The sequence below is a fragment of the Shewanella electrodiphila genome (assembly GCF_023283985.1).
Lineage (GTDB): Bacteria > Pseudomonadota > Gammaproteobacteria > Enterobacterales > Shewanellaceae > Shewanella > Shewanella electrodiphila.
Genome location: NZ_JAKIKU010000003.1, coordinates 22653 through 48382, shown reverse-complemented (window position 1 = coordinate 48382; position 25730 = coordinate 22653). Strand labels below are relative to the sequence as shown.

Here is a 25730-nt window from a genome sequence, read left to right as displayed (position 1 = left end):
AGTCTTAAACTGTAAATACAACAAAACATCTTATTATGAGAGATTAGATTCTCTGTATGAAAAGGTAGCAGGACATATTACCTAGTTGCTATTTAGGGTAAATAATCGTTAAAAATAGGTACATTCTGTTTAAATTTTTCGTTAGCTTATCTGTATTCTCCCCACTTTTTGCTGAACCATAAAAAATAAAGCTACTGATTTTATTTATTTTTTGACACAATAACATTTATAAGTGTGCTATCTAATGAGAATCTAAATGAAACAATTGATCGTTTTTGGTGTGTTATGTGTCAGTGTTAGTGGCTGTGATTTACTCGATGATATTATTCACCCTAAACCCATTGTTCCTGACGCTAAGATAGATTCGGGTTTTAAAGATCAGGCACGCCAATTTGGCTTGTCTGATGCGGTCATTAACCGTTTATGTGTGGCCACTAAAAAAATCGACACCCATTGCATTAATACAGTCAATGACAACGACGTCCGAGAAGTGAAAATTGAATATTCAATGGAACAAGCGGTTATCAATAAAGATAATGCCCGTAGTTATAATAATAGCCGTGTTGTATTTCATTTAGCGACCGATGACTCTGCATCAAAAGTGTATTTTGAAAATACTCGCCAATATATTCAAAGCGATGGTTATAGTTACACTTGGTCTGAGCCTGAAGGTTACGAAACCACATCACTTTCATTAGCAAGTGATAGTGATAACCCTGTTTTATTGACTAATGTAAGCAAGATTGAAGAAGTCTCAACTGATGAGTTATATGAAACCACATATTCTGAATTATCAAATGACGACTATACATTAGTTGCTGGTGCTGAAGTAATGGATGACATTACGACGGTTCTGTTTCCATCATTAACCTATATGTTAACCTTAGATGACTCGTTAGAACCTATTGATAATAGCTTTGCTATTTACACCGGTGGTCACAGTAATATCTTAGGTAACTTTGCGCCGGTTATTGCTGATGCCATAGAAGAAGTTTGGTTCTAACGTTATCTGCTAATCAGTAAATCATTTCAGTATCAAAACGGCTTCAGGGCCGTTTTTTGTTTGGGTGTTAACTGTAAAATACTCGCCAATATAAGTGATTAGATAAATAAATGAGATTAGACAAATTTGTAATGCGCAGCACTCGATTAACGAAGCAACAAGTAACCACTTGTATTGAATCTGGTGAAGTAACTGTTAATCAACAAGCCATAACAGATGTTCGTTACCAAGTGCATGAAAATAATCTGATTGATTATCTGGGTGAGCAACTTATTCCTAGAGCATTTCGTTATTTGATGTTTAATAAGCCAGCTAATACCATTTGCTCAAATGTTGATGGTGACTATCCCTCTATTCTTAATCAAATTAATATTGAAGATAAACAAGAATTGCATATTGCTGGGCGGTTAGATGCAGATACAACTGGGCTCGTTTTGATCACAGACGATGGTCGATGGTCATTTAACATTATGCGGCCTGAACAAAATTGCGAAAAGACATACCGGGTGACTCTGTCCAAACCACTTGCGAATGACGTCGTTGAACGTTTTGAGCAAGGGGTATTGTTATCGGGTGAGGCAAAACCAACACTGCCAGCTAAACTGAAGAAAATTAGTGTTGAACAAGCATTCGCGCCAGATCCAAGCCAAAACCAGCAAGATGGTTATAAAACTCAGATGCCACAGCAAGTATTATTGACCATAACAGAGGGGCGCTATCATCAAGTAAAAAGGATGTTTTTCAGCGTAGGTAATCGCGTCAATGCGTTGCATCGTGAGCAAATCGGCCTGCTTAAGTTAGATATACCGCTCGGTCACTGGCGATATTTAACTCAATGTGAAGTTAATTCATTCATTAACTAACCAATGCTAGTTACGAACTGTTGAAAACGAGTGCAAACAGCACTGAAATCAGATGTTATGTTATGTAGAAAGCCGCCTCTAGGTTATTATCTGCTACAGAATAGATTCCCTAGCTACATCTATCGCTAAACGACTAGCTTTATTATTAGCTATTACCAAAATAAATGGTTTAAATGAAAATTGAAATCACCGAAATCCTAAGTGTTGATAGCACAGATATTGATCCCAATATCACCTGCACAGGTTGTAAGGCCTGCTGCTGTAAACTTGAAGTGATTTTAATCTCGGATACTGGCGTGCCTGAAGAATATATTGGTGAAGATCAATGGGGCGGGGAAGTCATGAAGCGATTAGATGATGGTTGGTGTGTAGCTGTAGATAGAGAAACACTTATGTGTACTATCTATGAAAACCGCCCTTGGGTTTGCCGTGAATTTGAAATGGGCTCTTATGAGTGTGTTGAAGAAAGACAACAACTGTAATTTACCCGTTTGATTTTACTCTTGTTAGTTGTTTTCTTTCAATTTTATTTCTCAAGCAATAGCTAAATTTATCATTTAAAGTCAAAGCTTTAATGTTAAACACCAATAATGTAACACAAAGCTGTTCTGTAAATATTATGGGTAGTTTGTCGTCCCAATATTTATAGTGTTTAATGAATAATTTCAAAAAGTTGGCTGAGTTACTTGCGTAATTATTTTAACCTTATACAGACAGAACAAAGGATATGTGAATCAACATGGATGGAATGCAATTTTTTATTGAACTGTTAGATAAGTTAATTTGGCCTGCGGTGTTTATTTTTAGCATCATAACGCTTCAGAAACCACTTACTGCCTTAATACCATTAGCTAAGAAATTAAAATTTAAAGACTTTGAAATTGAGTTTGGTCAAAAATTAAAGGCAGTATCTAAAAAAGCTGAAGGTGCTTTCCCTGAACTTGAAATTGACAAGAAATCAGTTTTGATTGCTTCAGTTGAAAATTTACCTAGCTCGTCAATTATACAAGCGTGGGCTGAAGTTGATAGCGCTGCTGAAGGGCTAATTAAAGCGAAAATAGCCAATGTTAGTTTCGATTCTGACACTCGATACAAAGACATTGAAGAGATTTTAGTGACTGAAGATTTAATTGATACTAAGAAAGGTAAGTTGTTTAGTGAACTTCGCCAATTACGCAACAAAGTGGCTCATGCAAAAGGTTATGAGGTTGGGAAAGTTGAAGCTATTCAATATATTGAATTATGTTTCGTCATGGTCGACCATTTGAATCAATTGAAATTACAATCTTAATAGTCACTATAGCCAAGAATGAGATAGGTATCGGTGAACTGTTTTAGCAGCCGTCGACAATACTGTGGTGTGATGTATTTAAACATTTAAAGTTCACGATTGGGCTAACGGTTTATCACTGATTAGCAAGCTTAAATTCTTAGTTTCAGGCTTTAATCTATGATTTTGGCTAAAGGGTATGAAGAGTTTTTCTTCCTAAGTTAAAGCAGTGCACTTGAATAACGAATTTTAACGTCAGTATGACACTAGCTGGTCCCTCTGTGTTTATGGTGAATTGTCAGATGAAGGAAGTCCACTGTCATCTAATTCTACGGACTCACGTAGCGTTTATCAGTACCAAACAGGCTGAAATTCCACCTTAATACACGTATGAATTTCTAAATTGAATACTTATAAAAAGCTACCTTTGGGTAGCTTTTTTTTTGTACAAATATGCTAGCTTAGTAGTGTTCTAGTAATTCGGTTCGTCGCTATCAATGTTAGAAGGAGAAATTTATGACCCAGGAATCACATGGCTTTTCTATAGGCATAGAAAGAATTAACAGTGATGTTTTTTTATCACTAAAAGCAAAAGGGACATTAACTCATCAGAACTATCTTACAATAACGCCGATTATCGATTCTGCTTTAGCAGAAGTTGACCACCCTAAGGTTAAAGTTTTCATTGATGGTACTGAGCTAGACGGTTGGGAAATGAGAGCTGCATGGGATGATTTAAAGTTAGGGCTGAAACATGGCAACGAATTTGAAAAAATAGCTATTTACGGCAATAAAGGCTGGCAAGAGGTTGCTGGCAAAATTGCGAAATGGTTTATACAAGGTGATTCACAGTTCTTTGAAGATAAAGACAAAGCACTTAAATGGTTATTGAACTAATACCGAAACCCTAAACACACCTTGTTTACCATAAGTAAAAGTTAACGAGGTATGCTTAGGGTTTATAAGGCTTAGCAGCATTTGAGCAATCTTTATTGCTTAGGTTATTTACTTAGGTTAATTGCTTCGGTCAAAAGCTTTGAATAAGTGATAAGTTTCAAACTGCTTTGTCTTTATGTGATCAATGTATTAAACCTTAACTGGCAACATCCTGTTTCTTCCTTGTTTTTTCTTATTTATGTCTATACTTATTTTATGAAAAGGAATTTCGAATAAGTGGAGGTATAGTGGCTAAGGAAATACGTTCTATACTGATTGTCGATGACCAATCAATCATCAGAAAGATTTTTATCAAAAGCCTACAGCTGTTGGGTGAATTTGATATTTCTGAAGCAGCTGATGGATTAGATGCTTTCAATCTTATTAAAACATGTGATTTTGATATGGTGTTTTGTGATTTAAACATGCCAGTCAAAGACGGTCTGTATCTATTAGAACGATTAATCGAAATTAAATACACTAGCCCAATCGTATTATTTAGTGGTGAAGATGAAAATCTGCTTAACTCAGCGAAAGTATTAGCCTCTCATTACCACTTAAACATACTTTCAATCGTTCCCAAACCAATAACTTCAATGATGCTTAAATCTCTGATTAAGCAGGCGAGCTCACTAAAAACATTTACAGTACAAGAACCATTACTAGAGCTCACACAAGAACAACTTCAGTTTCATCTAAAGCAAGGTAATGTAAAAGCATATTTTCAACCTCAATATAATCTAAATACAAATCAAGTCTCGGGATTTGAAGCACTAGCCCGAATAGTCGATGGCGATAACGTTATTTTGCCATCGCAATTCATTAACGCAGCAGAAAATACAGGCTTGATTTTACCGTTAACGAAAGCGGTGATCACAGATGCCTTTGAAAACTTTTCAAAATTAAATAACACATTCTCATCACTCAACTTATCAATTAACTTGTCCGGAAAGATTTTAGTGGATGACACTCTTCCGCAATGGATTGAAAGCACCGCATCTGCAAACGCGATTGCAAATAGCGCCATTACATGTGAGCTAACAGAAACAGCCATTCCATCGAACCCTTCGATCATGATTGTCGCCTTACTCAGGTTAAGGATGATGAAATTTAAATTATCAATTGATGATTTTGGTACTGGGTTTGCTTCATTAGAGCAATTACATATGTTGCCTTTTGATGAGCTTAAAATCGATCGATGCTTTGTGTCAGATATTTTAAATAACACAAAGTCTCAAGCACTCTTCAGAAGAAGTATTTCATTAGCTAATGACCTTGATTTACTCGCAGTAGCAGAAGGTGTTGAAGACTATGAAACTAAATGTTTAATTCAGCAACTTGGGTGTTCAATTGCCCAGGGGTTTTTCTTTTCTAAACCATTACCTGCCAATGACGTCGTGAATAAAATTAATCAGTTAGGCTTAGGTTTTGGTGCAAAAGAAGAGGTAAGTCCAATTGAACAAAAATAAATTAATGACTGTAAGCTTTTTGGCTATTTCTGTTGTTTTGTTAACTAGTATTTATATATTTGCACAAAATAACGATAAATTACTTCAAGAACAGACGGTATCTTTCTATGAAAAACAATCAAAGATGCTAACTGGGTTAGTCGAGAAGAGTTTATATGAACAGCAAAACGATACTCAATTACAGCCTTTAATCATGGGGCCAGTCAATGAAAATAACTTGATCGATATTATTAGTACTGAGAGTTTTAAAACTAAACTAAATACGCTAACCACACAACAAGACAAATACATCAAAATTGCGATATTAGATCTACAAGGTAAGGTCTTAGTCGAAACCACTAAAAATAAATTGTCTGCTAATGTTCCTAAGTTTAACGTAGACCAATTAACAATCGCTAATTCAGAATGGTTTAAAGCAATTCGAAACAACCAGGTTAATCGCATTCAACAGGCTGACTTGTTTGGGCCGCAACAACAATTTATTGATAATTATCCTGATAGATATGACTTACTAATAGGTCATCCAATTTTTGCTGAAAACGGAGATAAAATTGCGATATGGATAAACATCATTGATTTTAGCCTCATAGAAGATATTTTTAAAAATACCTATCAACAACTAGCGCTAAACGACTTACATCATCTCGAGTTGGCGTTAATTGACGACCAGGGTTACTTGTTAATTGATTATGACCCCATTAGTAAACATCAAAACAGTTATCAACGTGATTTTTCTATATTGAATCAAGTTAATTTAATAGACGCAGGGGTTAAAGGGGCTGATCGCGCGATAGCTGGCTTTTCTGGTGTAGAATTAACCAGCCACGAAACTAAAGACGTTGAACAGATCATAATTTATAACCACTTTTCAGGTCATAAACAACGCCCAAATATCGGTTGGTCAACCATTATTCGTATTGATCAACAGGATGCTTTTTCTGTTTCTCAGTTATTCGACAAAAATATATATCAAACATTAATAATTAGCTTCTTACTTTTGCTCACTTTAGGTTATTTGATATATAAACAACTACTTATACCACTTAATAACTTAACTCACTCTATAAAAAATTTATCAACAAACCCAATTAGTAAGCATCGATTAACAAATGTTGATCACGAAACACATATTATTATTGACGATTTAGAGCAAAAATTTATCGATAACCAAAAGCTGGTTGATAAAAACAAAATACAACAAGAAATATTAGATTTGCAAAGAAGTGCAATTGATTCAACCAAAACGGGAATTGTTGTTACTGATATCAGACTGCCAGATCAACCTATTATTTTTATCAATAAAGCTTTTAGTGATATCTCTGGATACAGCGCAGAAGAGGTTTTAGGTAAAAACTGCCGTTTCTTGCAAGGTCCTAATACTGAAAAAGCATTAATAAAGCAGATGTCACATGCTATTACTAAAGGAAAACCTTGTGACGTTGTCATTACCAATTATAACAAAGCAGGTCGTGAGTTTATTAATAACTTATCTTTAGGGCCAGTGTTTAATAAAAATAACCAGTTAACTCATTACATCGGTGTGCAAAATGACATAACCGAAGAAAAGCAAAAAGAAGAAGCATCGATGGTAGAAATGGCATTGATATTAGAAGAGCGAACGAAAGAATCTAAAGACTCTGCCAACAGATTAAGAGCTGTTTTTGATACCACTTTTGACGGCACAATTGTTTTAGATGAACGAGGTAATATCAAAGATGTAAATCGATCTTTAGAGTTAATCTTTGGTCGGACACGTACAGAGTTAATTGATTATAACATCAGTATATTACTTGTCAGCTTACAATATAATCAACAAGATCAATTGCATAAATCACCGTTTAAAGATTGGCTTAGAAATTACATCGGACAAACACAGAAAATTTATGGTTTACATAAATCAGGGCATCAAGTGCCACTTGAATTTTCCGTAGGTGAAACAATTCTTGAAGCAGAAACAATGTATGTAGCAATTCTAAGGGATATTTCTGTACAGGAGCAGACTAAACGGCGAGAACTTGAATTACAGAAACAATTACATGATCAGGAACTTATTTATCGAACTGCATTTGATCAGGCTGCTGTTGGCATTGCACGTGTTGGAACCGATTCAAATTTTTTAGAAGTTAATACAAAGATGTGTGAGATTTTAGGCTACGAAGAAAGCGCCTTATTGACTAAAAAAATCAAAGATGTCACTTATGAGGAAGATATTCCTCAATCATTTCAATATATAAAAGAACTACTTGAAAACAAGAAGTCATTTTTTACTACAGATAAGCGTTATATTAGGGCTGATGGAATTGTATTTTGGGCTAATTTATCTGTTTCATTAGTCAGAGAAGATGTCACTCAACAACCTTTATTTTTTATCGCTGTTGTTGAAGATATTTCAGAACGAATCGCATCGGCAGATGCATTACTCCTAGCAAACGACGAAAGGGATAAATTACTTTGTGGTATCAATTTAGCTTCAGAAGCCGCAGGCGTATGTAATTGGTCTTATGACCTTCAAACTGGAGAACTAAATTGGGATTCGCGTACGTGCCAATTATATGGTGTTGATGAGAATCAAGCTATAGTTTATAAAGATTGGCGAAATGGGGTTCATCCCGATGATGTTGAAATAGCAGAACAAGAAGTCGCTGATGCTATAGAAAATATTTGTTCAATTAAAACTGAATTTAGAGTCATCAATAAAGTAGATAAGTCTATTCGATGGGTTCAGTGTTCAGCTGACTTATTGTTGGATGAAAATCAAAAACCAGTCATCATGTATGGTATTAATATTGATCTTACACATGAAAAAACCATTCTATTGGCGCTAGAAAAAGAAAGCCAGGCGGCGAAGCAGGCAAGTAAATCTAAGTCTAGATTTTTAGCTACGATGAGTCATGAAATTAGAACGCCGATGAATGGTGTAATAGGGATGATTGACCTTCTTAAAAACACACCTCTTAACTCAGACCAAAAAAGAATGGTAACGACCATTCGTGACTCGTCGTTTTCATTGTTAGATATTATTAATGATATTTTAGATTTTTCAAAGATAGAGTCGGGTCAAATTGAAATTGACTTAACACCATGTAATGTACTTTCGATAGTCGAAAAAACCATGGATAGTCTATGGATTAATGCATCAAACAAAAATGTTGAACTGTACATCGACCCTGACTTATCAATGCCTAAAGAGTTAATGCTGGATACTGTTAGGGTAAGACAAATTCTGCTTAATTTATTAGGAAACGCGATTAAATTTTCAGGTGGCAAAGAGGACAAAGGAAAGGTAACGGTTAAAACACAGTTTGAAGAAAATTTATTGTCATTAGAAGTGATTGATAATGGTGTGGGGATTTCAACAGAGCAGCAACAAAAATTATTTGTTCCTTTTTCACAGGCCGATTCATCAACAACGAGGAAGTTTGGTGGTACAGGTTTAGGACTAAGTATAACCAAATCGTTTACTGAACTAATGAAAGGCGACATACAAATTAACAGTGAGCTTGGTGAAGGAAGCTCATTTAAAGTTGTTCTTCCTGTACAAGCAGAATCATCTAAAGAAGTGGAATTTGAGCAATTCGATTTTTCTATGTATGCAGTATTTATTGCATGCTCTAATGATGACCTTGCTAATTCTTGCCATACAATTTTAGCGCAACTTAAACATCACAATATCCACGTTATATCTATTGACGACTGTTATCTTGTTACACAATCATCAATGCCTGCTGTATTACTTACTGATACAGAGCAATTTAAATGTTCTGATGAATGTAAACAAGTTAAAACCTTACAATTAAACTCAGATCCTATTGAAAGAAAAGGGCATATTGATCCTTACACTTATGTAGTAGGCACTCACCCACTTAAACCGACAGAATTGATATTCGGTCTTGCAGTGTTATGCGGTCTAGAAAGTCCGATACTTGATTGGTCCACTGAAGATAATCAATCAAATAAAGCTGTTGTGCCTCAAACTATTGCAGAAGCTGAGTTAAATAATACGTTAATTTTGGTGGCAGAAGATCAACCTACCAACCGTTTAGTCTTAGGTAAACAGCTAGATAGCCTTGGATATGCTTATGAAATGTCTGAAGATGGTGTTATAGCCCTCGAACTGTGGAAAACAGGTCGGTTTAGCTTATTACTAACTGATTGGCATATGCCAAATATGGATGGATTAGAATTAACTAGAACCATTAGAGATATAGAAAACCTCGAGAATAAGACTCCTACTATCATTATCGCAGTTACAGCTAATGCCATGGTTGGCGAGTCTGACAATTGTATTGATGCAGGTATGAATGATTACATCGCTAAACCAATAGAAATAAGTACTTTAAAGGAAAAGCTAGCAAAGTATTTAGACATTAACAGTCAAGAATCAATATTAACGGCAGATTCAAACTTACCAACTCAAGAGTTTACACAGTCCGTGATTGATTTCAGTCAATTAGAAGCTGTGATTGGTACCAACGATAAAGACATTACTGATGAGATTTTAGCTATGTTTTGGTCAAGTGTAGTAGATGATTTTGAGTTAATTAAGCAAGGGCTTGAAAATAGAGACCCAGAAACAATACGAAGTAGAGGCCATGCAGCAAAAGGCGCTTCCGTATCAAGTGGCGCAATATCATTAGGTGAGTTATTTAAGTGGATCGAGAAAAACAACGATAACTTTGAGGGGATAGTAACTCATATCAATGACATTGAAGCAGAATTAGTATTAATTAAACGTGTTTTAGAAACCAGATCAGTACTCTAATACATTGATAAGCAACAGGGCGGTTTATGGACAATTTAATGAGTGTGGTGGTTTTTTATCATTCAATTGAAATTAAAAAAGTGATTCAAGAAATCCTTAGAAATAAATATCAAAGTATTTTGTACTGCGATGTTAATACTAACCAAGAACAGTTTATTGCTTTTATGACGGATAAATCTCAGCCGGTGTTATTTATTTATGCTTTTGAAAAAACTGAAGAAGCAATTGAATTTAATGAGATTTTTGTAGAACTCAATAAAAATAAGAAAATCCATAGTGATAAATATTTATCTTTATTAATCTGTTGTAGAGAACATCGTGAAGCTGCCTATTTTGAGTGTTCGAAAGGGCGCTTCTATAGCTATGAAACCTTTAGACCCGTATATGATATGAATAGGATTAGGCTTTCAATAACGCAAATGGGTGACTTATTAACCAGCCAAGATAAAGTTAACTCTTACCAACAAGATAAAAAGGCAGTGATTAAAAAATTACAATCTGTTTCACAGCAGCTGCATGAGGTTGAAACATCTTTAACAGACGAAAAGGGCATACAGCATAATTTACTAACCGAGCTTATTTCTGAAGTCGATCAGTTATGTAAAGGGGATATGACTGAGAGTGCCGAAGTCAAAGTGCAAGTAGAAAAGATTAAACCTAGAGTTGAAAATTTTAAGGCCCATAATCAGAAATACTTTAACGAAATAGGCAGCAAGGTAAGGGCAGCTAAGCCTAGCTTTAAGAAAAAAATGCCTTTAGTACTTGTGGTTGATGATCAAAATGTAATGCTTAAAATTATTACCACAATTTTAAAACCCAAAGGCTTTGATGTTGAAGTCGCAACTAATGGGGCTGAAGCACTAAACAAACTAAAAAACTGTCAGCCAGAACTTGTGTTATTGGATATTGATATGCCAGTAATGGATGGAATTCAAACACTAAAAGCCATAAAAGAAATTAATGAATTAAGCCAGGTTCCAATCATTATGCTAACAAGTAACACAGACAAAGAAAGCTTTATCGAATGCCGTGAATTGGGTGCTATTGATTACATTGTAAAACCTACAAATGCAGAAACACTATTGAAAAAAATACTTGCGGTAATTTAACTTAAAGGTAATAAATTCAATATAAACGGCTATTTTTGTGCCGATAAATAACGTTATCGGCATTAAGTAAATCTGGTATAATTAATCAATTATTTCAGCAAGATAAGATTATGCTAAACGAGAAACCTCCAGTTTACCCTCTATTTGATTCCGCTGACTTTATCCTTGCGGGTAATAGCTTTGTTAATCAACATATCACCACGATAACGCTTCATAAAGTGCCAGATGCTGGCTTAATTATTGAGCATTGTTCCGATTGGTTATTTGAACAAAAACAATCTGAGAATAATTACAAAGCGTATCGTAGCGAGCTAACAACGTTCTTGCATTGGTGTTTTGATGTCGCGTCACTTTCACCGATTCAAGTAACGCGTAAGGATATTGCCCGTTATATAAACTATTGTGAAAACCCGCCAATTGATCTTGTTGGTTATTTTAATGTGGCACAATTTAAGACAGATAAACCTACAGGAATAAGGTATCCAAATTCTGCATGGAGACCGTTTATCGGTAAGAAAAAGCTTGGTAAACAATTGCCATACAGCCTAAGTGAGAATGCATTAAAGACTAAAATTGCAATTATTTCATCATTTTACGGCTATTTAAATAGTGAAGAATATACTGAGCGAAATCCTGCACAATTATGGTTAAAACACAGTCGTTTTGCTGTTAATCGTAAATACGTAAAAAATGACGATGACAACCATCATGCTTTTACTAAATTACAATGGTCATATGTCGTCAGTACAGTAACTGAATTGGCAGAAAAAGAACCAGAAAAACATCAACGAAGTCTGTTTTTAATCAACATATTATATAGCTGTTACTTACGTATTTCTGAGATTAGCGCCCGTGCTGGTTACTCACCAATGATGAGTCAGTTTAGAAAAGATGCTCACAATGGCATTTGGTATTTCTACGTACCATTTTCAAAAAGCGGCAAAGCTAGAAGTATTGCAATATCTGCGTCACTGTTAGACGGTCTTCGAACATATCGCCATTTTCTTGGGCTTAGTGATTTACCTAATATTAATGAGCAACACCCAATTTTTATTAGACACAAAGCAGCTTCTCATGGCCGAGACTCTGGTGAGTTAAATGCAAATTTAGGTATCAGGCAAATAAGAGAAGAAATAGATACGCTCATTAATCTTGCAGCAGATAAAGCATTAGAAGATGGCTTTGATCATGACAGTGAATTGATGAGGAAACTATCAGCACACAATATCAGGCATACTGGTATTACTCATGACATCAATATTAATAAAAGGCCGTTATCGCATGTTCAAGCTGATGCCGGTCACGAAAGCATTGATACAACGTCACAGTACTTGCACACCACACAAACAGAACGTCATCAAAGTGCTGCCAACAAACCACTGGATCATTTAGCCTAAAACTTAGGCGCTCGTATGTGAAATCTGAATGAGTATCAAGGGTGTTAGCTTCAGATTTCACGTAGCGACGCCATAAATAATGTGCTGTTTTGCCTGTAAAGTGGCGGATGCTTGTTAAAACAGCACGATTAATACGATTACATATAACTGCGCACAATGTATATTATGTTAAATTGAATGCATCTTTAAGGATTCGAAAGTTCGTTCAGTGTGGTTATATCCCTATAAATCGAGATTTCCGGTCTAAGCGAGAATTTAGAGAATTTGCTAAATGTTGTACGTGCCCTTATGACGTCTGTTGTATAAAACTAGAATATTCATTTATCAAAAATTTAATTACTGATTTACCCATCTATATACTTAACTATCTTTACGCTTGGGGAATTTTCTATTACTAGGTTCACTACCTGGCCTTCTTGTATCCAATTGTTCATATGGATATCGTTGATTTTCTTTGAAGTGTTGATGACGGTAATGTCTAAAATATTTTGTGAAACCCTAAATAGAAGTGGTAGTTTAATTGGGTGGCAATAAAATAATTTTAAACTAAGCTGTAATTAGTTAATCATTACAAGGATGTAATATGCTAAATTTAGAAGATATTTCCCCTGATCCAGTGAAAATCCGTCAACTGAAGAGTCGTTTTCACTATTTGCAATTACTATATGTATTTCTGGTGTTTAGCATCGGAATAAGCGAATTTAGTATTTATTTCTCCCCCATATCAGGCTTGACCGCAATCGCATTAGCTTACTTATTTCGCTACATTAATAAACCTATATTCCCTTTAAAAGCATGGAGCGTTATAAAATTAACAATATTCTGCTTAATGGCTATTTCATTGGGGATTTCTGAGGAATGAATGATTGATCGAAAACTAACTCAAAACACAATGGAGCATAAATGAGTCATCAGCCCTAACCCGTTTCTGGACAGAAACCATTTAGTGCAGAAACTCTGAAAGCAACGACTTTTATTAGGTAAAGTATGGAGGCCTGATATTCGGTAACGCCTTGCTAAGAGGCGGATAAATGTTTGGCTATAATTAGCTACGAAGGAGCACAAGCCAAACTGTATGCGTCCTTTTAAGTAACTTGTTAGCAATTTTTTACTCAGAGGCATCTAATTTTGAAAGTAAAGTTTCTACATCTTCTCTTTGTTCTTCTATTCTGTCTGGGATAAGGTCAGCTAACTCCAAAATAGATTTTATTGTTTCAGATTCAAATTTTAGATACTCCTCAACAGCTGTTTTTTTTGCAGCAAACGGAATGGAAAAAGTACCTATAGGACCATACATATTTCCGCCATACCCACCAGAACTAAAGCCTGCATTTTTAACTACTTCAATTTCCAATACTCTAGTGCCAATTGATGAAACTAAAGCAAGTGTCTTGTTTATATCTCTTACAAGGTGAAGATCTTTGTTGGTGTAAGCTAGACCACTTCCTCGAAACATTTGATTGGAAATAACTCCAGTATTAAAGCCTCTCTTAATTTCTTCTCTCGAATATATCTTAGTATTCAAGTAGTGTTCAACTTCTTTAAGCATCACTAAGTCAGGATTACTTTGATTGAGAAAGGAGCGATTTGATTCTTCAACTAATAGCTTGGGATCAGTGCTATATTCGAATTTTGGCTGACTGACATTTCTAGCCCAGCGAACTAGTTTCTTAAATTCGTCCTCTAGGATTAGAAGAGCTGTTGCTGCTGTTATTAACTGATTTTTAGTTTGTAGACCAACAAATGGAGAGAATTTCACATTATGTTTTTCTAATTCATCTATACGTCTTTCAACTTTTTCTATTTCAGAATAAAAGGTTGAACGTCCACCAAAATATCCTGAAAGGGCTGCGGCTATAACAACCACGATAGCAACTACACCTTGTACATAATTTGGTAACTCACTCCATTTCATTCTAATTCCCCTCTAATACGGTATCCGCAATCTTAAACGCAGCTATAAATGTCGACCTGGCTATGATTGTTATAAGCCTTGCACCTTATGCGATATTTCCAAAGTTTGTTCACTATCTTTAGTGACCGCTAGCCAATCGAATTGAACTTCACTATGTGAAGCCAATTTACCGCCAAGTAGATTAATCGTTTTAACCTTTTCACCAAAGAGCTCATCCTCTTTGGCGGCTCTAACTGAATCAATAATATTTTGAGCGAAATCGAGAAGTTCCTTTTCCGTGCCAACTAGAAAAGCCTCATTCCACCCTGTTTGCGCTGTAATCACGGCGCCTTTTATATCGTCGTCCATTTGAATCTCTCTAATCTTGGATTAGCTTATAACGCTTCAAGAAGGTGCGCCGTTTACGGCGTCCCGCTTGCTTGACTTGTTAAGCATTTTCTTTAGCGGATAAGACATTATCAACTATCCGTTTTTCTATTGAAGTCTCGGTAAGCAAGCCTATAAAAACATTGTTTTCGTCGGTAACAGCAAGGCGCTTGATTCTTTTACTACGCATTATTTTTAAGGCCTCTATCAAGTCAGTACCCTCAACCACATGATGGGTGATTAGTAGGCTTCCATAAGTTTGTTGTATAGTCATTTCCTCAAGAGACCTGATAAAGCTTTCAATAGCTCCAAAGCTGATCTCGTTATTTATCTTAAAGTCACTTAAAGGAAGAATAGCCACAAATTTCCCGTCACTACTTTTAACTTCGAAATATTTCAAACGATCTAGTTCACGGATATATTGCTCGATAGCATACGTTTGATAGTAATTTTCTCTTCCCATAACAAAAGAAAGCCGGCTTATTATTCGCCGTTGGGATGGGCTTAGGTTGTGCAAATACTTGATACTGCGCTTTTCGTCTCCCTGAATCTCGGCCATACCTTCTGTAGCTGTCAATTCCAGATTTGAGACAGGCTTGTGTAAGCTTGCTTCTAGCTCTACGCCAAAGCCCTTAAAACTCTTTATGTACCCCCCAACAAGGAGAGCCACCAAAATGGGGACTCCAGATGTGACAAGCCACCTAGACTCAAGCTTTAGAATATTTGCTTGTTGATATTGAAAAATAAAGAAGACCGACAGCATCAGCAACGAAACTATTGCTCCGACTGATAGAGCCGTATTTTCATTCCAAAATTTCTTTAGAGCATCCATTCTTCAGGTTCCTGGTTTTATGCTTAACGCCGCCTTAAGCGGTGAGTAATAGTTGGCTATAATGTGAAGCGAAGCGGAACCGAGCCAACTGTTACGAATCCGACTTTAAGGCCTTGTTATGAGTATACTACACAGCCCTCTACACTCCTTTGATTCAAGGTGAATTCAGCATTAAAATGTTCATTTAAAGCCATTTGAATATCCTCAATAGTTACGTTGCTTTTTAGGTATGTAAATCCATGCCAACTCAACGAACCAGACACATCATTCTTTGTAGAGAATAATCCTTCTATTAAATCAACTGCTTCTAGACTCTGCCAGCAAAAAGGAACGACACCAGAGTGAACAAATGTATTAGTCCATGTATTTATTGCTTTCAATAAGTCTATACATACAGGAAACTCTATAAAGTTAGGATTGTTAGCAAAAAAAGCTAGTAGAGAATTTATTGGAACAAACTTAAACCCTCCACCAACTTTCTCGACCTTTTCCAAGCCAATCATATTTTTTAACTTAATTTCGATAGATTGACGTATTAAAGTTGGCATTGTAGAAAAGTTAAAGTTTCTACAAGTCTTTTCAGGTATGTGTTTGTGGGTAAAGTATGAAAACTTCGCATGTAGAAAGAATTGATGACTTGATAGATAGTTATCACGGCTAACTTGATTGTCTAAGGCCAAACGGCCACCTAAAATTTGATTAAGTAATGAAATGTCAGAAATTAATTCTTTGGTAAGTAGCACCAGATCGTTTTCAGTTAGAATATTTTGATAATATTGGTTGAACTTAGACTCTCCGTTAGTAACTTTCTCAATTTGATTGCAAGCTGACTTACATTGCGCTTCAAACCAGTCTTCGTTTATATCACTACTGTACAGGTGAGAAAGGTATTGTCCTGTATTTTTATTTTTTAAGTAATTTTCCAACTTAACCTTTAAGCCAATAAGATTTGACTTATTGTGCTCTAGATTACGCATTGCAATTTTATCCACTTCTTCAGAAATATTCACATGTGTTCCTTACACTCATAACGAGACTGTAGAATTTCTCTTGTTGAAAAAACAGGCTCAAAAATTATAAAAATTAAGCTTATAAACGCGAAGCTATGCGAATTATTAGTCAGTTTCCCTTCTAAAAAATTGTTTTACGCGCTCACCGCACCTAATTTTCACTCATAATTTCAATTCATGAGTAATTCTACAGCCTCAACGCCTTACTAATAGGTGCATAAAAGCTTGGCTAAAATTAGCGACGAAGGAGCATAAGTCAAGCGTTTTGCGTCCCTTTAAGTAACTTGTTAGGTCTCCGAATCATGAATGACCATCATGTTTTTTAGTATTGTTATCAAAACTGTAACCAATTCATATATAACTAAAAATCCGATGCTCGCTACAAAGATTTCTGAGGCTGAAAATAATTTTTGCTTCAAATATTGAGGCGATAACTCAAATAGACTCAACGTTATTGGATACTCCAATGTCCTTAAATATGGTAAAGCGACAATCAGGCACAAACAAACCACAAGTATTTTCACGTCCCTTTCAAGGCTAATAATGAACCTTGAAAATTTTTCGCTAGTTTTTGCTTTCTGTTTTGTGTCTTTAGAGGATGCAGATAAAACGCTTACAACAATAGAAGTACAGGCAAGCACACCACCTAAGCAAGCTCCCAAAACAGGAGGTAAGGTGCGTTCAAGTATATGGTATGAACTTTGTTCCACACTTGAGAATAGGATGGCAACAAAGGCTAATACAGCTAAATATATTAATGATTTCATTTTTTAAATGTATACCTATGTCTAATCATTTCAACTATATCAGCAATGTCTTGGGGCTTATAATTTTCTAATTCCAATTCAGTAATATTACCATCAATAACAAGTAGTTTTGCACGAGTTTTACTTCCTATACTCTTATACTTATCTTTATGTGTTCTTTTACCTCGAATGTTCCAAGTGCCAGCTCCATCCTTAACCCAATCAACCATAGCGTTAAGCCAGCTAGATGGCTTGAGGTTTAGATTACCGTCAGGATTTTTGAATACGGGTGAAAATTCAGATGCATTAGTTTCATCAACAACCTCATGAAGAAAGTCACCAATCTCTTTTTTGGTACTACCGAATAGGTTTGGTGCCGCCAGATTAAATTTTACTTCGCTAACATATTCAAAGGATTCAAACGTTTCCCAAAAAGCACTATCTACAGTTTTTGGATGAACATGAGCACGAAAACCATGCTCCGCTAGAATGATGTTATTCGAGATATTTGAAAAGGTCTTTGCGGCAACATTAGCGCTGCTAAAAACAGAGGTTTTATTTTCTACAAGTATGACTTGCTCACTTCTGTCCCAAAGCCAGACAACGGGTGGGAAATTCTCTTCATTATGTATTTCAAAGTTTCTATCATGAAGTTTTACACTTGATTTTTTAGAAATAATCCCAGCCATATATCCGTTAACATGATCGTTTATATAAACTTTGATCGAGTATTCATCATCCCTTTCTTTTGCTCTATCAAGTGCTTTCTCAAATAACGTTATGTCTCTAGCTTGTTCTTTTTTGACAAATAATTCTTCATCCATAGGAAGCAATGATACAAGTAATACATTTAATTCCATTTTCTAATACTACTCCATAGTAGTTTGAGGATACTTAACAGCTTATTGATTGGCAGCAGGATAACCTCCTGCTTTCTTGTAAGTCTTTTCTTCAAACTATCACTTGTAAGTATTTGTTGTAAATATATTATTTAACAAAAATTACAGGTTAAAAATGACAATTTAGCAGATAAAAAAGAAGCATAGGTGTTTACGATGTCTGCATAGCACTTTTACATATATTCCAAACTATTGATAACGATGAGTTAATAAACAATCGCTATTATTTCAACCTTTGTTGCATTCCACCGAGAAACGAAGTGAACTTAAATGGTTGCTTGAGAACAATGTCAATAATGTCCCCTAAAAGACTCATTAAGTAGTGTTTTTAGTTATTTTTGCGCTAGTATAGGTACATTAATTGTGTTTTTACGGACTTATTGAACCTATAAAGACTCAAAATGACTCGAGCATTTCTAGTCAAAATATTGAATAGATATTTCAGATTCTATTTTAAATTCCACTTCTATACGATACCAAGGTTTAGAAGTTAAATTGTTACTTGGGAGCTTCTTATGTCAACTAAACCAGCTAAAGAAATGAAGGTTGAATCACGAAGCGGTAGAAAGACATTATCTTCGAAACGTAAGAATATTTTTAGTTCAGACAAAGATGAAATCATGTTAAATGTTTGTCAGTCTATGATTTTGGGTGAGATAACTACCGGTGTAGGGTTGAAGCGGTTGCGAGTCGAGTTGCTTTCTATCAATCAAGAGCAATACGCCAAAATGGTTGGAGTTACAAGAAAGATTCTTTCAGAAATTGAAAGAGATAAATCCAAAGTAAGCACTACTGTTCTAAACCAAGTTTTAAGAGGTGTAGGTTTGAGCCTTGTGGTTTTACCGCGAGATAAGTTCTTGCAATCCAAACTTATCAATGATGAAGATGAGGCAATTTAGTCAACTCTATGTTGTTGTGAATTGCCCATAAGGAAACCTTTTAAGCCAATGAAGATTTTACTTAGAGTGCTCCTCCTAAGTATCTAATGGACACAATTTTCCAATACCCTTCGTTCCTGTGAAATCATAGGACTAACTTGAGACTTCTCCAACCCTACTTTTTGAGTGAATCTTTAAATGAACTTTCAATAAGTGAATTTGCCCTATGTTTAAATACTTGCTCTTTGTTTTCCTGAATAGTGGTTTTTTGAGAATTTTTGGGTATGCGTTTCCCAACTAATATCAATGGAACAGTTGAGAGGTCAATCGTCGAACACCTGCCCGTCTATATGGATTTAAGTGTCCCATCTTGTGAATACAAACAAATAAGTTCCTTTCTAAGTACCAGTATTCTTTTATCAGCGTGAATACCAACTCTATTGTTTGGAAGAATGACGACTTCGACATCATCTAGAAGATTTCCATTGGCATCATGTATACCGGATAAGACAAGAGTTTCGTTATTTTGGCGGGTTAAATACAGCATAAAACAGTCCTTGTTTTGTAGATGTTGAATAAGTGTAGGACAAACTTAGGAGTTGTTCATGCTAAAAAAAGGAAAGGATTCACTGAGTGACAAAGTAAAACGACAACACCCTAATCGACTTAAGCTTCTACGGGGCTACCCGCCAATCGAACTATTGAGTTGACCGTTGCAATTTATTGAGAAAATGAAAAAAAATTAATATTTTAAATGTAAATAAAAAAACAGCTTTACTTTATGGGGTTACATCATTTTTGTTGCGCTTGAAACATTTCAACATACTTTTGTAAAAGTCGTTATTTTTTATGAGAATGTTCATAATTCGGAAAGAACAATTTTATAATATCATTTAAAATCGTTAATTTAACCATAGGGTTATTCTATATCTATTGTTCGTAAGTGTTTTTAGAGAATGCTCTTAACTACTGAAAAATGTGAAAAATAACGATTTGTTAATAAATAAAATCCTATTGCGCACTTTTTTAATTTGCTTCACCATTCCCCTCATACTTTTGCATGACACATTCATTTCAAATGACATGAAAAATAATTTTAATCTTTTTTAATAAGAAAACTGATAGCTGCATTTTTTGGTGGCAAAACATTTGAATATCTCATAAATTTTACTAGAATTCAAGGAGTGTTAAGGTTGGCAGTTAAGATTAATGCTAGAGGTTTTATGGGTGTAAAAAGAAGTGCAAACATACATAGAGATAGGTACGTCATTCGTTTCTATTCAAAGAAGTCTGACTGTGCACTTCAGTTAGAAACCTACCTTGAGTGGCTCCTAGCCTTACGTCTCGAGACTAATCCCAATGTTGAATCTTATGCCGCGCAACCAGAAAGTATGCACCTTGAGATATTAGGTAAGAAATGTCGGTATACGCCTGATTTCTTAGTAAGGTATACGGATGGCAGTGAGCGATATTTTGAGATCCACCACGAAAAGTTTACAACCCCTGAATACAGAAGAAGAATTCTAGATTTTAATTACTATGCAACAAGTACCACTAGTGTGGGCATTGAGCTCATCGCTTCTAAAGGTATTGAGGAACATGAAGTCGAATTTCATAATCTCAAATTGTTAGCTGACAACTACCTGTTAAGGCCTTCTTTCAAACCTGAACAATTTACGCTGCCCGAAACCATCACTTTAGGGGCTCTAATAGAAGAGTTAAAAGCGTATACACAATACCCTTCTTCAGAAGCATATACCCTCCTAACTTCAGGACTATATGAATACGATAATTCGATATGTATTAATGCAAACTCAGTGCTGCAGCGAGTAGGCTCTTAAACATGTTCGGATACACTGTTGGTACAGAGTTCAACACTCAATCTGGTGGCATTCAGCAAATCTTAGCGATGACAGCCAATAGTGTCATCCTTAGTGGAGAGAACTCAGCTGAAACAGAGGTGTATTTAGACCGTAAGGTATTTGAGAAAAATATATCTGAAAAACGGATTGAAATGCGGCTGCCAATAGCTGCGCCTATCGAGCTGACTAAATACCAAAAAGAATTCGCAAGTGACAAGATTAAATACATGCACGCAATGCAGGAGGTTGTAGAGCAAGGTAACAAGCCAACAACCCGCATCACTTATTTGAAGGTGATTGAATTAGTAGAAACATTGCACCCTGAAACGATGTGCAGTAAGCATCCTGGCTGGAAAACGCTCTGTAAGTATTGGAAACGTTTTGTTAGTTCAGATTATGAGCTTGAAGCGCTCGCTTGTAAGAAAAGGGATTGTCGTACACGTTTAAGTGTTGCAACAGAGGCACATTTATCTGCCTTTATTAATACAGCTTTTTCTAATTCTAATTCAAACATTATTAAAAACTATTACCGTAGCTATATAAGAAAAGCGAAGAAAGCAGCCATCGAAAATGATGAAATCAAAGTGGTATCTCAGCGCACATTCAGACGTCGGCTTGGTCAGCTTAACGAAGTATCCCTAAAACTTAATAATCCTAACCTGACACAAAAAGAGCGCAACAGGCTGTTGTTATCTTTGCAAAAGAAAATAAAAACACATTTTGCTTTGCAGCGAGTAGAGTTAGACCGTGTTTGTTTTAATTTGTGCTTAATTGATGATGATACTCAAGTGGTGACACCAAGCATCTCACTGTACCTTGCTATTGATGTTTACACTCGAGCCATCATATCTGTCGTTCTCGATTTCGGCTCCGAAAATAAAATAGGTGTATTGAATTCACTGCGCAACATATTTACGTCAACTGATAACTTACCGTTCTCAGGACGACCGGAATCTATCGTGTTAGATAACGGGCCAGGATACAACAATACATTAATTAAAAAACTGGCAGAGTCATTAAGCGTTAACATCGTTTACTGTCCCTCTAACCACCCTGAAAAGAAGCCTTTCATTGAAAGTTTCAATAATAATTTTCGCAATAGCTGTTTGAAAGGTACTCATATTGAAACGGCTTCAGGTGAGTTTACCATTGGCTTAAACTCACTCGTTGCTAAACGGACAGACAAAGGTGCGTCACAAACTAAGCCGCCCAAAGACGTTGCTAACTTGACAGTGAACGACTTTAAGCGGTTATTAAATACTTATTTAGTTGATTACCATAACACCCCTCACCCATCGACAGGTAAAACACCAAGTGAATTATGGAAGGCATCACTTATTAACACCCCACGAGACCACTATAGCTACGATGACGTAAAAAAAGCTTTTCATGTAGAGCTGTTCCAAGATACGAGCAAGCTACAGCCTAATGGTTCAGTGCGTTGTAATAAGCAAGTTTTTGAAAGTGCTGAATTAAGAGAGTTGTATGGAAAACTAAAAGAATTTGGTTGTAATGAGACTCCTCAAGTGAAAGTGTATTTTGACCACTTTGATGCTCGTCAAGTTACGGTAACCGCGATGCCTTATGGCAGTCACAAACAAATTGAAGTCGTTGCTAGAAACATAGAAGTGCATGATAGCCCTGAGCCTATTTCATTTAACGAACTTAATAAAACGGCAAACATCACGGAGTCTATTGATATAGAGGGGGTCATTCCGCTTAATACAGGTAATGTCTTAAAAATTGAGCAGTTCTACCCCATAAGTAAACGCCGCTCTCCTAAACGAGGTCCAGCAACTCCGAGTTATGAAGACAATAACAAGGCTGGCCTGATGACACAGGCAAGAATACAAAAGTCACACAAGATTACTTCGATGCAACATGTTGATGTTAAATCAAACCCGCCTCCGCAAGAGGCGACGCGAGGTGCTGGACTCAATGAAAACGTCCGTAATGTGCATGAGACGTTTGAAGAAGACGATGTCATTCACTCAAGCTTTGATGAATTTGAAAATAAACATGGCAAGGATAAGTGGTAATGCGTGATTTAACCGTCGATATAGCGGAAGACGACATATTTAAGAGCGATAAAGTCAATGAGACAATTAAGCGGATTAAGATGGTCCATGGCATGTATTTCGATAAGCAGTGTACTAAAAAAGGACTGCTTATTTATGGCGCTTCAGGCGAAGGCAAAACACATTTGCTCAAAGCTTATAAGAAATTATATAAACCTGTTGAAGACATTGAAAAAAAGACAATACCTGTTTTCTATTATGCAGTACGTCAAGGCAAATCAAACGTTAACGATTTTATGAAAACGTTGATTTCTGCGTTGGGAGGTCCGCCTATTAGAAATAGGCCGCATTCCTCGGAGCTAGAAACTCAATTCATTACCTTACTAAAGGAGCAAGAGGTAGAACTCATCATTTTAGATGAGATACAAAACCTTTCTACATCCTATGACGGCATTTTGTTTCAATCCATCATCAAATATCTTTGCTGGTTACTCGATGAAGATGCAATTCAATGCTCCATTGTTTTTGCCGGTAGTCAACTTGCCTCAAGGCTAATGTCATTTGGTGAACACAACATGAAACTTAATGATAATGAGCAATTATCACGGCGCATGTTACGGCCGCTGCCATTGAGGCGTCATGCACCAAGGCAAAGTCAGTGGATTGATTGTGTAAATTGGTATCTTAAGCAAATCATAGGGCCTGATTTAGACCCCTCCAATGTATTACATCAGCAGTTTTATGACCGAGTATATGTCGCTTATCAAGAGAAAAGCATGAGTACGTTGAATGATTTATTCATTCAAGAAAATTGTATGAGAAGCCCTGATTTAGAATCTCTATATCAAGCATTAAGTATCAATTTTAATCTGTATTGCAAAGGTATTGATAATCCTTTTGTAAATCTGTCCGAAATACAGTGGATTAACAATACTATTTTAGAAGCAAAGAAAAGAAACACGTTAGAAAAATCCAATCATCTTACATATTCGAAAAAACAAACCTATGCAGTTTAGTATTAAACCCGCTCAAATCGAAAATGAAGCCCCAATTGGTTACCTACTTCGTTTGATTACTCGCAACGGATTAACCAGGACATCTGCTTTAGTGAGTGATGCTCAATTGAACCGTGTTATAAAGTGCATCGACTCTAATGTACCTGAAATTGATTTGTTGCTACCAAAGCGCACTCATTTATCCAGCATGCAGAGTCCACTGTTTAATTATTCATTGCAACTGACTCCTAAGATTTGCCCAGACTGTATCAGAGAAAAGCCGTATTACCGTAATGAATGGCAGAATCCTTTTCAGTCATATTGTGCAATACATGGTAATGACTTGATAAGTGTCTGCTCTCATTGCAACTCATTATTAAAATTTGAACCTACGCTGTTACAAGCAAGATGTACGAACGTTTTTTGCCACAAGGCGTTAACTGCAGAACGTAATAAACACCTTCACCTTTCACATGAGCAAGTAAGCGATGTCTTACTGGCTGCACATCATTATGAAAAAATAGGCCCAATCAAATCTACTAAGTATCCACAATTACCAAATTTCCAATACGCATTGAAATTGGGCTACGCACTGCTAACTGATTTAGATTGTGCGAAAAAATGGGCTAAACAATCGATTCATTCAATCTCAGGGTATTACACAAAGAGCATTGCTAATGTAGAAATAATAAGGCTGTTAAGTCACTTAAAAACCAGTTGGCCTGCGGTAAAGACCTTAAAAAAAGAAACAGAGCAGTGTCACATAAGATGTTTATCAAATGTGTCTGAAGTTTGGTTATCTGCTAGTGAAGCTTGTAAATCTATCGGTATCACAATTGAAGGTTTAACTACGTTAGCCTCAGAAGGACTTATTAGAACGCAAACAAATGCAAGATTATCAAATAAATCCGTTGTTGATGTATCGCCATTATTTTTAATGATTTCTTTAACTAAACCTTCTACAAAAATGGAACCGATGTCCTCTTTTAAGGCTTTGCTGTTAAAAAATGATATAGAAATGCAAGATGTTGTCATTGCGCTTTATAAAGGCGAACTTGCTTATGGCTATCAACCAGGTAAAACTTTGTTAGACTCTATTTATTGTGACAGTAAAACACTGCACAGGTTTGCGAAGAAGCATTTTGATGGCATCAAAAAACGAATGGTGGATATAGATAAAGCGATTAGAATAACTGGCGCTTCTAGAGAAGAAATTTTAGCGTTTAGAAAGAGTGGGAAGGCCCGTATTCCGAGGTGGGCTGGATATAATAGTGATGAGTTGGTGGATTACAATGATGTCCTCAATATTAGAAAGTTAAAAAACCAGCTTTCTTTAGAGTTTTAAAGGTAAATATAAAACCTACATCTAATTTCTTATTGGGTCACAACAATTTATAAAA

At 35.8% G+C, this 25730-nt stretch carries 21 protein-coding genes; 15 read left to right on the top strand and 6 right to left on the bottom strand.

All coding sequences use genetic code 11. The annotated features are described in order from the left end of the window. The first annotated feature begins 256 nt into the window (after positions 1-256). From L2737_RS06375 to L2737_RS06330, 10 genes are all read left to right on the top strand, one after another. Positions 257-1003 carry a hypothetical protein gene (locus tag L2737_RS06375; protein ID WP_248955171.1) on the top strand — a complete coding sequence of 249 codons (747 nt, stop codon included), beginning with the start codon at positions 257-259 and terminating at the stop codon, positions 1001-1003. Positions 1004-1113: 110 nt separating this feature from the next. Beyond that, entirely contained in the window at positions 1114-1866 is a 753-nt protein-coding gene (locus tag L2737_RS06370) for a pseudouridine synthase (RefSeq protein ID WP_248955170.1), read from the top strand. Between the two features lie 173 nt (positions 1867-2039). Beyond that, positions 2040-2348, top strand: a complete 309-nt coding sequence (locus tag L2737_RS06365) for a YkgJ family cysteine cluster protein (protein WP_102527333.1) — start codon at positions 2040-2042, stop codon at positions 2346-2348. Between the two features lie 257 nt (positions 2349-2605). Then, complete coding sequence (locus L2737_RS06360; protein WP_248955169.1) at positions 2606-3157, top strand: hypothetical protein; 552 nt, start codon at positions 2606-2608, stop codon at positions 3155-3157. 495 nt (positions 3158-3652) lie between these two features. Beyond that, complete coding sequence (locus tag L2737_RS06355; protein WP_248955168.1) at positions 3653-4033, top strand: SpoIIAA family protein; 381 nt, start codon at positions 3653-3655, stop codon at positions 4031-4033. Positions 4034-4320: 287 nt separating this feature from the next. Continuing rightward, positions 4321-5541, top strand: coding sequence for an EAL domain-containing response regulator (locus L2737_RS06350; protein WP_248955167.1), 1221 nt, complete (start codon positions 4321-4323; stop codon positions 5539-5541). Continuing rightward, the gene (locus tag L2737_RS06345) at positions 5528-10303 is read left to right on the top strand and encodes a PAS domain S-box protein (RefSeq protein WP_248955166.1); all 4776 of its coding nucleotides are present in this window, start codon (positions 5528-5530) and stop codon (positions 10301-10303) included. The genes L2737_RS06350 and L2737_RS06345 overlap by 14 nt, the downstream gene beginning before the upstream one ends. A 26-nt stretch (positions 10304-10329) precedes the next feature. Further along, the gene (locus L2737_RS06340; RefSeq protein ID WP_248955165.1) at positions 10330-11412 is read left to right on the top strand and encodes a response regulator; all 1083 of its coding nucleotides are present in this window, start codon (positions 10330-10332) and stop codon (positions 11410-11412) included. A 110-nt stretch (positions 11413-11522) separates the two neighbouring features. Further along, positions 11523-12809: a tyrosine-type recombinase/integrase gene (locus L2737_RS06335; protein WP_248955164.1), complete on the top strand. Its 1287-nt coding sequence runs from the start codon at positions 11523-11525 to the stop codon at positions 12807-12809. Positions 12810-13392: 583 nt separating this feature from the next. Continuing rightward, on the top strand, positions 13393-13671 hold the full coding sequence (locus L2737_RS06330; protein WP_248955163.1) for a hypothetical protein: 279 nt from the start codon (positions 13393-13395) through the stop codon (positions 13669-13671). 246 nt (positions 13672-13917) lie between these two features. Here L2737_RS06330 and L2737_RS06325 read toward each other — a convergent pair whose 3' ends face one another. From L2737_RS06325 to L2737_RS06300, 6 genes are all read right to left on the bottom strand, one after another. Continuing rightward, entirely contained in the window at positions 13918-14724 is an 807-nt protein-coding gene (locus L2737_RS06325) for a hypothetical protein (protein ID WP_248955162.1), read from the bottom strand. 69 nt (positions 14725-14793) lie between these two features. Then, entirely contained in the window at positions 14794-15072 is a 279-nt protein-coding gene (locus tag L2737_RS06320; protein ID WP_248955161.1) for a hypothetical protein, read from the bottom strand. A gap of 79 nt (positions 15073-15151) precedes the next feature. Then, positions 15152-15922 (bottom strand): CBS domain-containing protein, encoded by a 771-nt coding sequence (locus L2737_RS06315; RefSeq protein WP_248955160.1) that lies wholly within the window; start codon positions 15920-15922, stop codon positions 15152-15154. Between the two features lie 116 nt (positions 15923-16038). Further along, the gene (locus L2737_RS06310; RefSeq protein WP_248955159.1) at positions 16039-16932 is read right to left on the bottom strand and encodes a hypothetical protein; all 894 of its coding nucleotides are present in this window, start codon (positions 16930-16932) and stop codon (positions 16039-16041) included. Positions 16933-17219: 287 nt separating this feature from the next. After that, positions 17220-17699, bottom strand: coding sequence for a hypothetical protein (locus L2737_RS06305; protein WP_248955158.1), 480 nt, complete (start codon positions 17697-17699; stop codon positions 17220-17222). Next, entirely contained in the window at positions 17696-18538 is an 843-nt protein-coding gene (locus tag L2737_RS06300) for a hypothetical protein (protein ID WP_248955156.1), read from the bottom strand. Before L2737_RS06300 ends, L2737_RS06305 begins: the two co-directional genes overlap by 4 nt. Positions 18539-19092: 554 nt before the next feature. Between L2737_RS06300 and L2737_RS06295 the strand changes: the two genes are divergently transcribed. From L2737_RS06295 to L2737_RS06275, 5 genes are all read left to right on the top strand, one after another. Continuing rightward, the gene (locus L2737_RS06295; RefSeq protein WP_248955155.1) at positions 19093-19476 is read left to right on the top strand and encodes a helix-turn-helix transcriptional regulator; all 384 of its coding nucleotides are present in this window, start codon (positions 19093-19095) and stop codon (positions 19474-19476) included. A gap of 1172 nt (positions 19477-20648) precedes the next feature. After that, complete coding sequence (locus tag L2737_RS06290) at positions 20649-21296, top strand: Tn7 transposase TnsA N-terminal domain-containing protein (protein WP_248955154.1); 648 nt, start codon at positions 20649-20651, stop codon at positions 21294-21296. 2 nt (positions 21297-21298) lie between these two features. Continuing rightward, entirely contained in the window at positions 21299-23356 is a 2058-nt protein-coding gene (locus tag L2737_RS06285) for a transposase family protein (RefSeq protein WP_248955153.1), read from the top strand. Next, the gene (locus L2737_RS06280) at positions 23356-24351 is read left to right on the top strand and encodes a TniB family NTP-binding protein (protein WP_248955152.1); all 996 of its coding nucleotides are present in this window, start codon (positions 23356-23358) and stop codon (positions 24349-24351) included. Before L2737_RS06285 ends, L2737_RS06280 begins: the two co-directional genes overlap by 1 nt. Continuing rightward, the gene (locus L2737_RS06275) at positions 24341-25675 is read left to right on the top strand and encodes a TniQ family protein (RefSeq protein ID WP_248955150.1); all 1335 of its coding nucleotides are present in this window, start codon (positions 24341-24343) and stop codon (positions 25673-25675) included. The genes L2737_RS06280 and L2737_RS06275 overlap by 11 nt, the downstream gene beginning before the upstream one ends. Positions 25676-25730: the final 55 nt, after the last annotated feature.

What these genes read in the sequence shown, in the direction of transcription:
- L2737_RS06375 (WP_248955171.1), top strand. Translation starts at nt 257, where the DNA reads ATGAAACAATTGATCGTTTTTGGTGTGTTATGTGTCAGTGTTAGTGGC.
- L2737_RS06370 (WP_248955170.1), top strand. Translation starts at nt 1,114, where the DNA reads ATGAGATTAGACAAATTTGTAATGCGCAGCACTCGATTAACGAAGCAA.
- L2737_RS06365 (WP_102527333.1), top strand. Translation starts at nt 2,040, where the DNA reads ATGAAAATTGAAATCACCGAAATCCTAAGTGTTGATAGCACAGATATT.
- L2737_RS06360 (WP_248955169.1), top strand. Translation starts at nt 2,606, where the DNA reads ATGGATGGAATGCAATTTTTTATTGAACTGTTAGATAAGTTAATTTGG.
- L2737_RS06355 (WP_248955168.1), top strand. Translation starts at nt 3,653, where the DNA reads ATGACCCAGGAATCACATGGCTTTTCTATAGGCATAGAAAGAATTAAC.
- L2737_RS06340 (WP_248955165.1), top strand. Translation starts at nt 10,330, where the DNA reads ATGGACAATTTAATGAGTGTGGTGGTTTTTTATCATTCAATTGAAATT.
- L2737_RS06335 (WP_248955164.1), top strand. Translation starts at nt 11,523, where the DNA reads ATGCTAAACGAGAAACCTCCAGTTTACCCTCTATTTGATTCCGCTGAC.
- L2737_RS06330 (WP_248955163.1), top strand. Translation starts at nt 13,393, where the DNA reads ATGCTAAATTTAGAAGATATTTCCCCTGATCCAGTGAAAATCCGTCAA.
- L2737_RS06325 (WP_248955162.1), bottom strand. Translation starts at nt 14,724, where the DNA reads ATGAAATGGAGTGAGTTACCAAATTATGTACAAGGTGTAGTTGCTATC.
- L2737_RS06320 (WP_248955161.1), bottom strand. Translation starts at nt 15,072, where the DNA reads ATGGACGACGATATAAAAGGCGCCGTGATTACAGCGCAAACAGGGTGG.
- L2737_RS06315 (WP_248955160.1), bottom strand. Translation starts at nt 15,922, where the DNA reads ATGGATGCTCTAAAGAAATTTTGGAATGAAAATACGGCTCTATCAGTC.
- L2737_RS06305 (WP_248955158.1), bottom strand. Translation starts at nt 17,699, where the DNA reads ATGAAATCATTAATATATTTAGCTGTATTAGCCTTTGTTGCCATCCTA.
- L2737_RS06300 (WP_248955156.1), bottom strand. Translation starts at nt 18,538, where the DNA reads ATGGAATTAAATGTATTACTTGTATCATTGCTTCCTATGGATGAAGAA.
- L2737_RS06295 (WP_248955155.1), top strand. Translation starts at nt 19,093, where the DNA reads ATGTCAACTAAACCAGCTAAAGAAATGAAGGTTGAATCACGAAGCGGT.
- L2737_RS06285 (WP_248955153.1), top strand. Translation starts at nt 21,299, where the DNA reads ATGTTCGGATACACTGTTGGTACAGAGTTCAACACTCAATCTGGTGGC.
- L2737_RS06280 (WP_248955152.1), top strand. Translation starts at nt 23,356, where the DNA reads ATGCGTGATTTAACCGTCGATATAGCGGAAGACGACATATTTAAGAGC.
- L2737_RS06275 (WP_248955150.1), top strand. Translation starts at nt 24,341, where the DNA reads ATGCAGTTTAGTATTAAACCCGCTCAAATCGAAAATGAAGCCCCAATT.